We start from the raw sequence: 8885 nt of genomic DNA, 5'->3' as shown, positions 1-8885 counted from the left end.
TACGTTTTCATTCCGCAACTATTTGTAAAACGTTTTCCAGTCAGTTGAAGGTTCAGATTCAACGAGCTGAAATCAAGGTAAAACCAAACTACCAGCCAGCACGGCCAGCCAAATCAAATATGATTGATATCTCTAATAACAACGCAGCGCTGATTGCTCAGACCGCCGCCGGAATGGACGATGGTCAGCTCAAAACAGCGCTGCATAAACTCGCTAAACGAGGTAAAACGTCTGATGATTCCTAACTTACAATTGACGCAGCAGGTCGACTGAAAACAATCGGAGCATCTGCATCCTCTTCAAATGTAACCAGTTCCCAGCAATCTTCCTGGGCGATAAGTTTACGTAACAAACGATTGTTTACTTCATGGCCTGATTTATGGCCAACAAACGCACCGATCAAACTGTGGCCAAGTAAATACAAATCGCCGATGGCATCAAGCACTTTATGACGCACAAATTCATCTTCGTAACGCAGACCATCTTCATTCAACACCCGGAAATCATCGACCACAATGGCATTATCCATGCTGCCACCCAGCGCCAGATTCATTTCCCGCAATTTTTCGATATCTTTCATAAATCCAAAGGTTCTGGCTCGACTGACTTCACGAACAAATGATGTGGAGGAGAAATCAACATCAACCTGTTGTGGTCTGCCAGTAAATGCAGGATGTTCAAAATCGATAGTAAAAGAGACTTTGAACCCCTCAAATGGCTCAAATTTAGCCCACTTATCCCCATCTTCCAGTAATACCGGTTTTTTAATACGAATAAATTGCTTGGCAACTGACTGTTCTTCAATACCCGCAGACTGCACCAGAAATACAAATGGGCCGGCACTGCCGTCCATGATGGGTACTTCAGCTGCATTCAGATCAATATAAGCGTTATCGATACCCAGCCCGGCAAAGGCTGACAACAAATGTTCCACTGTTGAAACCCGCTGACCATTTTGAATCAATGTGGTTGACAGGGCAGTCTCACCCACATTTTCAGCTTTGGCCTCAATTTCAACAACCGGGTCCAGATCGACTCGTCGGAAAATAATGCCAGTATTAGGGGCAGCCGGACGCAATGTTAAATAAACCATTTCACCGCTGTGTAATCCTACACCTGTGGCACGAATCACATTTTTCAATGTTCGCTGCTTAATCAAGGTGCTTTACCCCCTTCTAGTTTAATCATCCGACAATAATATCATAGGCTTATATTACTCGACCATCTACGTTAGTCAGCTTGTCTGCGTAAGAAGGCTGGAATGTCTAAATAATCCATATTGACATCACCATTAGCCGCTTGTTTGTGCTCATTATTCCGACCATTTCGTAAAACAGTTGGTTCATCATAATCAATATCAATCGGTTTCTTGACAATTTCAATTTGCGGCGAAGCAGTTGTTTCAACCGGTTTTACTGCCGCTGCTCTGGCAGCGCCTAAACCAGTCGCCACAACTGTGACACGTAATTCATCTGTCATTTCCGGATCAATTACGGTACCCACAACTACTGTGGCGTCTTCTGATGCGAATTCTTTAATGGTATTACCCACTTCTTCGAATTCACCGATACTCATATCAAGACCTGCAGTAATGTTTACCAGTACTCCACGGGCACCAGCCAAATCGACATCTTCCAATAAAGGACTGGAAACGGCCAGTCTGGCGGCTTCTGATGCACGGTTTTCACCTGAAGCACGACCGGTACCCATCATTGCCATTCCCATTTCGGACATAACTGTGCGTACGTCAGCAAAGTCGACGTTGATCATACCTTCGCGGGTAATCAGTTCAGCAATACCCTGAACAGCGCCCAGCAGTACATCATTGGCTGATTTAAAAGCATTAAGCAGGCTCATTTCCTTACCCAACACTTTCAGCAGTTTTTCATTTGGAATTGTAATCAGTGAATCTACATGCTGACTTAGCTCTTCGATGCCAGCTGTAGCGACTTTCAGTCTTTTGCCACCTTCAAATGGGAAGGGCTTAGTCACCACGGCAACCGTTAATATGCCCATTTCTTTAGCCACCTGAGCGACTACTGGAGCAGCACCGGTACCCGTTCCACCACCCATGCCGGCAGTAATAAAGACCATATCTGCGCCGCGGATCACATCCATAATGCGTTCACGATCTTCCAATGCGGCCTGACGACCAACATCCGGATTGGCACCCGCACCAAGCCCCTTGGTGATATCAGTACCTAATTGTAAATGCGTAGTGGCATTACTTTTACGTAACGCCTGAGCATCGGTATTGGCACAAATAAAATCCACACCTTCAATTTTATTGGCCACCATGTGTTCCAAAGCGTTACCGCCACCGCCACCGACACCGATGACTTTGATAACCGCATTTGCTGTATATGTATCAATCAATTCAAATGTCATGATTTTCTCCCCTCTTCATTTACTAACAAGGCTTGCTCAGAAATTGCCCTGAAACCAACTTTTCATTCTGGCAAGCATTCCTTTAAAACCATCCGAAATCACAGATTCACTGTGTCCGGTACTCACTTGTTCATTGCCAAACAGTAATAAACCCACACCTGTGGCATGGATTGGATTACGTACTACATCAACTAAACCACCAACATGCTGTGGTACACCAAGTCTTACCGGCAGATGAAAGACTTCTTCTGCCAGTTCAATTGCACCTTCCATTTTCGAACTGCCGCCGGTTAATACCACTCCGGCAGCTAACATTTCCTCAAAGCCACTGCGTCTCAATTCGGCCTGAACCAGCATTAATAATTCTTCATAACGTGGCTCAACCACTTCAGCCAGTGTCTGTCTCGCTAACTGACGTGGTGGTCTGTCACCAACACTCGGCACTTCAATGGTTTCGTCTTCCCGTGCCAACTGGGTAAGCGCACAGGCATATTTAATTTTGATTTCTTCGGCATACTGAGTAGGTGTTCTTAATGCCACCGCAATATCGTTGGTGACTTGATCACCCGCAATAGGAATGACCGCGGTATGACGAATTGCACCATCAATGAACACCGCAATATCCGTGGTGCCACCACCGATATCGACTAAGCAGACACCTAATTCTTTTTCATCCTGTTCCAGTACCGAATAACTGGAAGCCATTTGCTCAAGAATGATGCCATCTACCACCAGCCCACATCGCTCTATAGATTTGGTGATATTTTGGGCGGCACTGACTGCCCCGGTAATCAGATGAACCTTGGCTTCCAGGCGAACCCCTGACATGCCGATGGGTTCACGAATACCTTCCTGGTTATCGATAATGAATTCCTGAGGCAATACATGCAGTAATTGTTGATCGCCGGGGAAATGCACCGCTCTGGCAGCATCCAATACCCGGTCTAAATCACCCTGGGTCACTTCCTTATCCCGAATAGCAACGGTACCATGCGAATTCAGACTACGAATATGGCTACCCGCGATACCGGCAAAAACCGAATGGATCTGGCACCCCGCCATCAGCTCGGCTTCTTCTACCGCACGCTGGATGGATTGGACTGTGGATTCAATATTGACAACGACACCTTTTTTCATGCCTCTGGCCGGGTGTGAACCAATACCGATAATTTCCAGCTTATTCTCGTTAGGCCCGGCATCCAGAATCGGGGCTGCAACAATCGCAACCACCTTGGAAGTTCCGATATCCAATCCGACAATCAGTTCTCTTTCAATTCGTTTCGACATTACACAATTCCATTAAAATCAGGTTGCTTACCGTTTTTCCAGACAACTGCTAGCCCGTTGGTATAGCGCATATCTACAATTTCGATTAGTTCGCGATAGCTCGCCAGAGGCCCTTCGAATACCCGAATAAATCGAGCTAAACGTTGTTCGCTTGCCGCTCGACCCAGCTGTAGTTGCATATCATCAGTAAATTTCACTTGCCATGAGCGACGTTCATCCATGGTCAGACTTTTCACTCTTAAACCTAATTTATCCACCGACTGCTGGATCGTGACTAACTGTCGTGCCATCAATTCACTGTTACCTTCAGGACCAAATAATTGAATAAGGCCTTCCGGCATTTTTCCACTATCGGGATAAAAAACTTGCCCACGCGTATTCACCAGACCGTTTTCATTCCAGCGGGCTATCGCCTGATGCTCACTCACCATCAGGTGCAATGTATCTGGCCAGACGCGTCTTACCTGTATCTGGGCTACCCATGGCAATGCCTCACCTGCCTGACGAATTCCCGCTACATTGACATCGAGGAAACTGCCGGTAACGTAAGGGGTTACCGCTTCTATCAAAGCCTGTTTCTCGGTATTTATTAACTCACCTTCCACCGTCACATGCAGAATCGGCAAGGTATCGGTATTGTTCAGATACACCGTGCTGACAATCAATGTCAGCAACACCAATACGGTGCTGATATTTCTCATTTTGATCTTCCAGCTCACGCGTTCACGTGGCTTAACCACACGCGTGCGTGTTGCTCCAGCAGTTGGGCGTTTTCTGATAGCCATCAGCGTTTTAGCTCCAATGTGCCTTGCAGGATCTGTGTAACCAGATTTTCGAAACTGATTCCCGCCTGACGTGCAGCCATCGGCACCAGACTATGATCTGTCATACCGGGCACACTATTGGCTTCCAGTAAATAAAAGTCGCCGTGCTGATCAGCCATTACATCGATGCGGCCCCAGCCCGACATATTGAGGGCATTAAATGCTTTCACTGCCAGCTGCTGACAACGCTTTTCATCTGCTTCTGTCAGACCGCATGGGCATAAATATTCTGTTGAATCTGCCAGGTATTTGGCTTCAAAATCGTAAAACTCTCTGGGCGTTTTTAACCGAATAACCGGTAATGCCTCATCGTTTAAAATACTGATGGTGTATTCAGCGCCATGAACCCATTGTTCTGCAATCACTTCATCGTCATAGTCAAAAGCTAAGTCAATCGCCTGTTGCAGAGCTTCGGCAGAATTCACTTTGCTCATGCCAATGCTTGACCCCTCATTCACTGGCTTGATCACAATGGGCAGTCCCAATTCTTCAATAAGTTGTTGCGTATTGGATTGGCGATTTAACTGCATATATTTGGGTGTTGGTAATCCCTGGCCCTGCCAGACTTGTTTGCTAAGTCGTTTATTCATCGACAGCACTGCACCAGTAATACCACTGCCGGTATAGGGGATCTGCAGAGATTGCAAAACACCCTGGATTTCACCATCTTCACCACCGCGGCCGTGCAAAATGATAAATGCCCGATCAATACCTTCCTGACGTAAACGTTCACTAACTGATTTATCTACGTCAATTTCGACAGCATCAATTCCGATTGACTGCATCGCAGCAATGACAGCACGACCACTTTTCAATGAAATCTCACGTTCAGCAGAGCGACCGCCCAATAACACGGCAACCCGACCAAATTTTTGCGGATTGAAAGTTACGTCGCTCATGCATGTTCTCCGATAATGTGAACTTCTGGTACCAGGTTTACCTTTGTTTCTGCTTCCACACGTTGTCTTACCAGGTTAATCAGGGCTTCAATATCGGCTGCGCTCGCTGAGCCATCATTAACGATAAAGTTGGCATGTTTAGATGACACACTGGCCCCCCCTACTCGCACCCCTTTCAAACCACAGTGCTCAATTAACCTTCCGGCAAAATCACCTTGCGGATTTCGAAACACTGAGCCTGCACAAGGCTGGTTAGTCGGTTGGCTGTCATTGCGCTTTTTCAATAATTGTCTGATCAGCGCTGTTTCGCTTTCAGTATCCCCACGCTGCAAGTCCAGTGTGGCTGATACAAACCATTCTTTTTCCGGGAGCTCGACATGTCGATAGCTCACTTTAAAGTCACTTGCCGGACGTTTTTTGAGCTCACCCTGACGGGTTACCGTAGTAGCCTCTGTTACCAGCTGCCAGGTTTCGGAGCCATGTGCACCGGCATTCATTGCCAATGCACCGCCAAATGTTCCCGGTATACCGGCTAAAAATGCTGCTCCACTTAATCCATGCTTTGCGGATTGTCTGGCAACTTTACTGCAGTAAACGCCTACTTCGGCAGTGACAGTCTGTCCATCAAACTCCAGGGCCTGCATGGTACCAGCCGTGCTAATCACCGTTCCGGCAAAGCCACCATCCCGTATTAATAAATTGCTACCCAGCCCCAACCAGAGCAAGGGTTCATTGGCTGGCAGCTGGCGCAAAAAAGTGGCCAGATCATGTTTATCTTTAGGTTGATAAAACCGCTGAGCAATGCCTCCCACACGCCAGGAGGTGTGTTGTGATAAAGGCTCATTTGTTTTTAACTCACCTTGTAATGCCGTAAACATGGAGACCATCAGTTCAGCCCCTCAAGTTTATTATCCAATTCTTTAGCTATTGCACCGATATCGCCTGCACCAAGTGTCAGCAGCAAATCATGTTCCTGGAGCAAACCGGGAAGCACTGAAAACAAGGCTTGTTTATCCTCAGCAAATACCGGCTCAACCTGACCACGCAGACGGATGGCACGGCATAAACTCCGAGCATCTGCACCGGCAATTTTATTTTCGCCTGCCGGGTAGACCTCCAACACAATCAAAACGTCAACTGTTGAAAGCACGCGGGCAAAATCTTCAAATAAATCTCGGGTACGGGTATAACGATGTGGCTGAAAGATCACCACTAAACGCCTATCAGGCCAACCGCCACGACTGGCGGCAATTGTGGCAGCAATTTCTGTCGGATGATGACCATAGTCATCAACCAACAGCACCTGTCCCTGAGGCATTTGTTTTTCACCAAGCAGGTTAAACCGCCGACCAACACCATCAAACTTCAATAACCCACGTTGACAAGCAGCAATGTCCACACCCAGGTTGCGAGCGACTGATAAGGCAGCAGTGGCATTCAGCGCGTTGTGTAAGCCAGGCATATTTAATCGAATCTGATATTGCTCACCACTTCGGGATTCGTTAACCGTAAACTCACTCTGTCCCTGATATTGCTTGAGATTACTGACTCGGAAATCGGCACGAGCATCTTGTCCGTAGGTGGTTACAGGACGGGTAACTTCCGGCAGAATGCTCTCAACTACTGCATCGTCGATACATAACACGGCCAGACCATAGAAAGGCAAGTGATGTAAAAACTCGACAAACGTTGCTTTGAGTTTCTCAAAATCGCCTTCGTAGGTTTCCATATGATCGTTATCGATATTCGTCACGATAGCGATCATCGGTTGCAGATATAAAAATGACGCATCACTTTCATCCGCTTCTGCAACAAGATATCGACCTGTGCCTAACCGTGCATTGGAACCCGCACTGTTTAAACGGCCACCGATAACAAATGTCGGATCCAGCTCACCTTCACTTAGCAGTGCGGCTGTTAAACTTGTTGTGGTGGTTTTGCCATGTGTGCCCGCCACGGCAATGCCATAACTGAAACGCATTAACTCAGCCAGCATCTCTGCTCTTGGCACGACTGGAATCCGTTGTTCGCGAGCAGCGATGACTTCTACATTGTCAGTACTCACTGCTGTTGTAACAACCACAACATCAGCACCCTTCAGATATTCAGCATCATGGCCAATCATGATGTTGGCACCCAGTTGACGCAGATGCTGGATTAAACTGTTTTCATGCAAATCGGATCCGCTGACCTGATATCCCAGATTCAACAATACTTCGGCAATGCCACCCATACCGACGCCACCAATACCAATGAAATGGATGTGTTTGACCCGACTTTGCATTGCTGAGGTTAATTTAGCCATGGGCATACTCCAGACAGATATCGGCTATCTGCATTGCTGTACCTGGTTTTGCCAGCTTTCTTGCCTGTATTGCCATATTTTCTAATTGTTTTCGGTCATCCAGTAACGATAAAAGCGATGCAGCAAGGTCTTCAGGATTGAGATCCGAATCGTTTATAAGTAGTGCGGCACCAGCATCTTTTAATGCCTGGGCATTATGTGTCTGATGATCATCCACAGCGTATGGATAAGGAACCAATATGGCCGCTACCCCTGCCGCTGCAACTTCTGCTACCGTTAATGCTCCGGCACGACATATCACCAGATCGGCTTCACCATAGGCTTTTGCCATATCATCAATAAATTGAGTCACCGTTCCATCAACACCGGCTTGTTCATATGCCTGTTGGCAATCAGTAAAATGGCTGTCGCCACATTGATGAGTAACTTCAATCACATGTTTTGTTTTGAGCATTGCCAGCGCCCGAGGTACAACCTGATTTAAACTTTTTGCTCCCAGGCTACCACCTAAAACCAGCACTTTAGTTGATTGCTTGGTTCGTGCAGCGTAACGAACCTGCGGTTCGGCTAACTGTTCTATTTGTTTTCGTACGGGATTGCCTACCCATCTGGTTTTAACTGTCTGGGTAAAACTGTTTTCAAAGCCCTGCAGGACTTGCCTTGCAATCTTGGCCAGTAAACGGTTTGTCAAGCCGGCGATAGCATTCTGTTCATGAATTATCAAAGGTTTACCCGACAGCCATGCTGCCAATCCACCGGGGCCAGAAGCAAACCCACCTAAGCCAATCACGACATCGGGTTGAAAGCGCTTAATCACTTTTCCGGATTCCAGTACAGCTCGCAATATTCTGAATGGAGCCACTAACCAGCCAAATAATCCGTTGCCACGTAAGCCTTTAATAGGAATCAAATTCAACTTAAATGCTGCCGCAGGTACCAGACGAGATTCGATACCGCGCTCAGTACCAATCCATTCAATGTCCACTGAACGGGTTCGCAATTCTTCAGCCACGGCCAAAGCTGGGAACACATGTCCACCGGTGCCACCTGCCATAATCAATACACGCGTCATCGTTTGACCCTCGCTGACGCTTTTTCCGGCTGGCGTGTTTCCAAATCAACGCGTAGTAGCAAGCCAATTGCCACACAAACAATGACAAGACTACTACCGCCATAACTCAT

General features: G+C 47.0%; 9 protein-coding genes and 1 pseudogene. 1 reads left to right on the top strand and 9 read right to left on the bottom strand.

Translation table 11 applies throughout. From position 1 onward, the window contains the following. Positions 1-245: hypothetical protein (locus B3O33_RS06845; RefSeq protein ID WP_292363260.1), on the top strand; the 245-nt coding region annotated here is incomplete at its 5' end. On the opposite strand, the gene lpxC is transcribed toward B3O33_RS06845, so the two are convergent. From lpxC to B3O33_RS06800, 9 genes and pseudogenes are all read right to left on the bottom strand, one after another. Then, a complete protein-coding gene (gene lpxC / locus B3O33_RS06840) occupies positions 242-1159 on the bottom strand; it encodes a UDP-3-O-acyl-N-acetylglucosamine deacetylase (protein ID WP_226071202.1) in 918 nt (305 codons plus the stop codon). The two genes, B3O33_RS06845 and lpxC, sit on opposite strands and share 4 nt — an antisense overlap. Before the next feature lie 71 nt (positions 1160-1230). Further along, positions 1231-2388, bottom strand: coding sequence for a cell division protein FtsZ (gene ftsZ, locus B3O33_RS06835; protein ID WP_292361891.1), 1158 nt, complete (start codon positions 2386-2388; stop codon positions 1231-1233). A gap of 36 nt (positions 2389-2424) precedes the next feature. Next, entirely contained in the window at positions 2425-3675 is a 1251-nt protein-coding gene (ftsA, locus tag B3O33_RS06830; RefSeq protein ID WP_292363259.1) for a cell division protein FtsA, read from the bottom strand. Continuing rightward, the gene (locus tag B3O33_RS06825; protein WP_292363258.1) at positions 3675-4376 is read right to left on the bottom strand and encodes a cell division protein FtsQ/DivIB; all 702 of its coding nucleotides are present in this window, start codon (positions 4374-4376) and stop codon (positions 3675-3677) included. Before B3O33_RS06825 ends, ftsA begins: the two co-directional genes overlap by 1 nt. Positions 4377-4459: 83 nt before the next feature. Then, entirely contained in the window at positions 4460-5398 is a 939-nt protein-coding gene (locus tag B3O33_RS06820; protein ID WP_292361888.1) for a D-alanine--D-alanine ligase, read from the bottom strand. Continuing rightward, positions 5395-6285 (bottom strand): UDP-N-acetylmuramate dehydrogenase, encoded by an 891-nt coding sequence (murB, locus tag B3O33_RS06815; protein WP_292361887.1) that lies wholly within the window; start codon positions 6283-6285, stop codon positions 5395-5397. The genes B3O33_RS06820 and murB overlap by 4 nt, the downstream gene beginning before the upstream one ends. Beyond that, positions 6285-7703, bottom strand: coding sequence for a UDP-N-acetylmuramate--L-alanine ligase (gene murC / locus B3O33_RS06810; RefSeq protein WP_292361886.1), 1419 nt, complete (start codon positions 7701-7703; stop codon positions 6285-6287). The genes murB and murC overlap by 1 nt, the downstream gene beginning before the upstream one ends. Further along, on the bottom strand, positions 7696-8775 hold the full coding sequence (gene murG, locus B3O33_RS06805) for an undecaprenyldiphospho-muramoylpentapeptide beta-N-acetylglucosaminyltransferase (RefSeq protein ID WP_292361885.1): 1080 nt from the start codon (positions 8773-8775) through the stop codon (positions 7696-7698). Before murG ends, murC begins: the two co-directional genes overlap by 8 nt. After that, positions 8772-8885, bottom strand: a pseudogene (locus B3O33_RS06800) (cell division protein FtsW); the annotation flags it as partial. The gene murG and the pseudogene B3O33_RS06800, both read right to left, overlap by 4 nt.

The organism is Methylophaga sp. UBA1464 (assembly GCF_002325665.1).
Taxonomy (GTDB): Bacteria; Pseudomonadota; Gammaproteobacteria; order Nitrosococcales; family Methylophagaceae; genus Methylophaga.
This window is presented reverse-complemented; position numbering and strand designations above follow the sequence as displayed.

Excerpts from the sequence above, each read along its gene's own strand:
- B3O33_RS06825 (WP_292363258.1), bottom strand. The coding sequence starts at position 4,376 with ATGAGAAATATCAGCACCGTATTGGTGTTGCTGACATTGATTGTCAGC.
- ftsZ (WP_292361891.1), bottom strand. The coding sequence starts at position 2,388 with ATGACATTTGAATTGATTGATACATATACAGCAAATGCGGTTATCAAA.
- B3O33_RS06820 (WP_292361888.1), bottom strand. The coding sequence starts at position 5,398 with ATGAGCGACGTAACTTTCAATCCGCAAAAATTTGGTCGGGTTGCCGTG.
- murB (WP_292361887.1), bottom strand. The coding sequence starts at position 6,285 with ATGGTCTCCATGTTTACGGCATTACAAGGTGAGTTAAAAACAAATGAG.
- murG (WP_292361885.1), bottom strand. The coding sequence starts at position 8,775 with ATGACGCGTGTATTGATTATGGCAGGTGGCACCGGTGGACATGTGTTC.
- murC (WP_292361886.1), bottom strand. The coding sequence starts at position 7,703 with ATGGCTAAATTAACCTCAGCAATGCAAAGTCGGGTCAAACACATCCAT.
- ftsA (WP_292363259.1), bottom strand. The coding sequence starts at position 3,675 with ATGTCGAAACGAATTGAAAGAGAACTGATTGTCGGATTGGATATCGGA.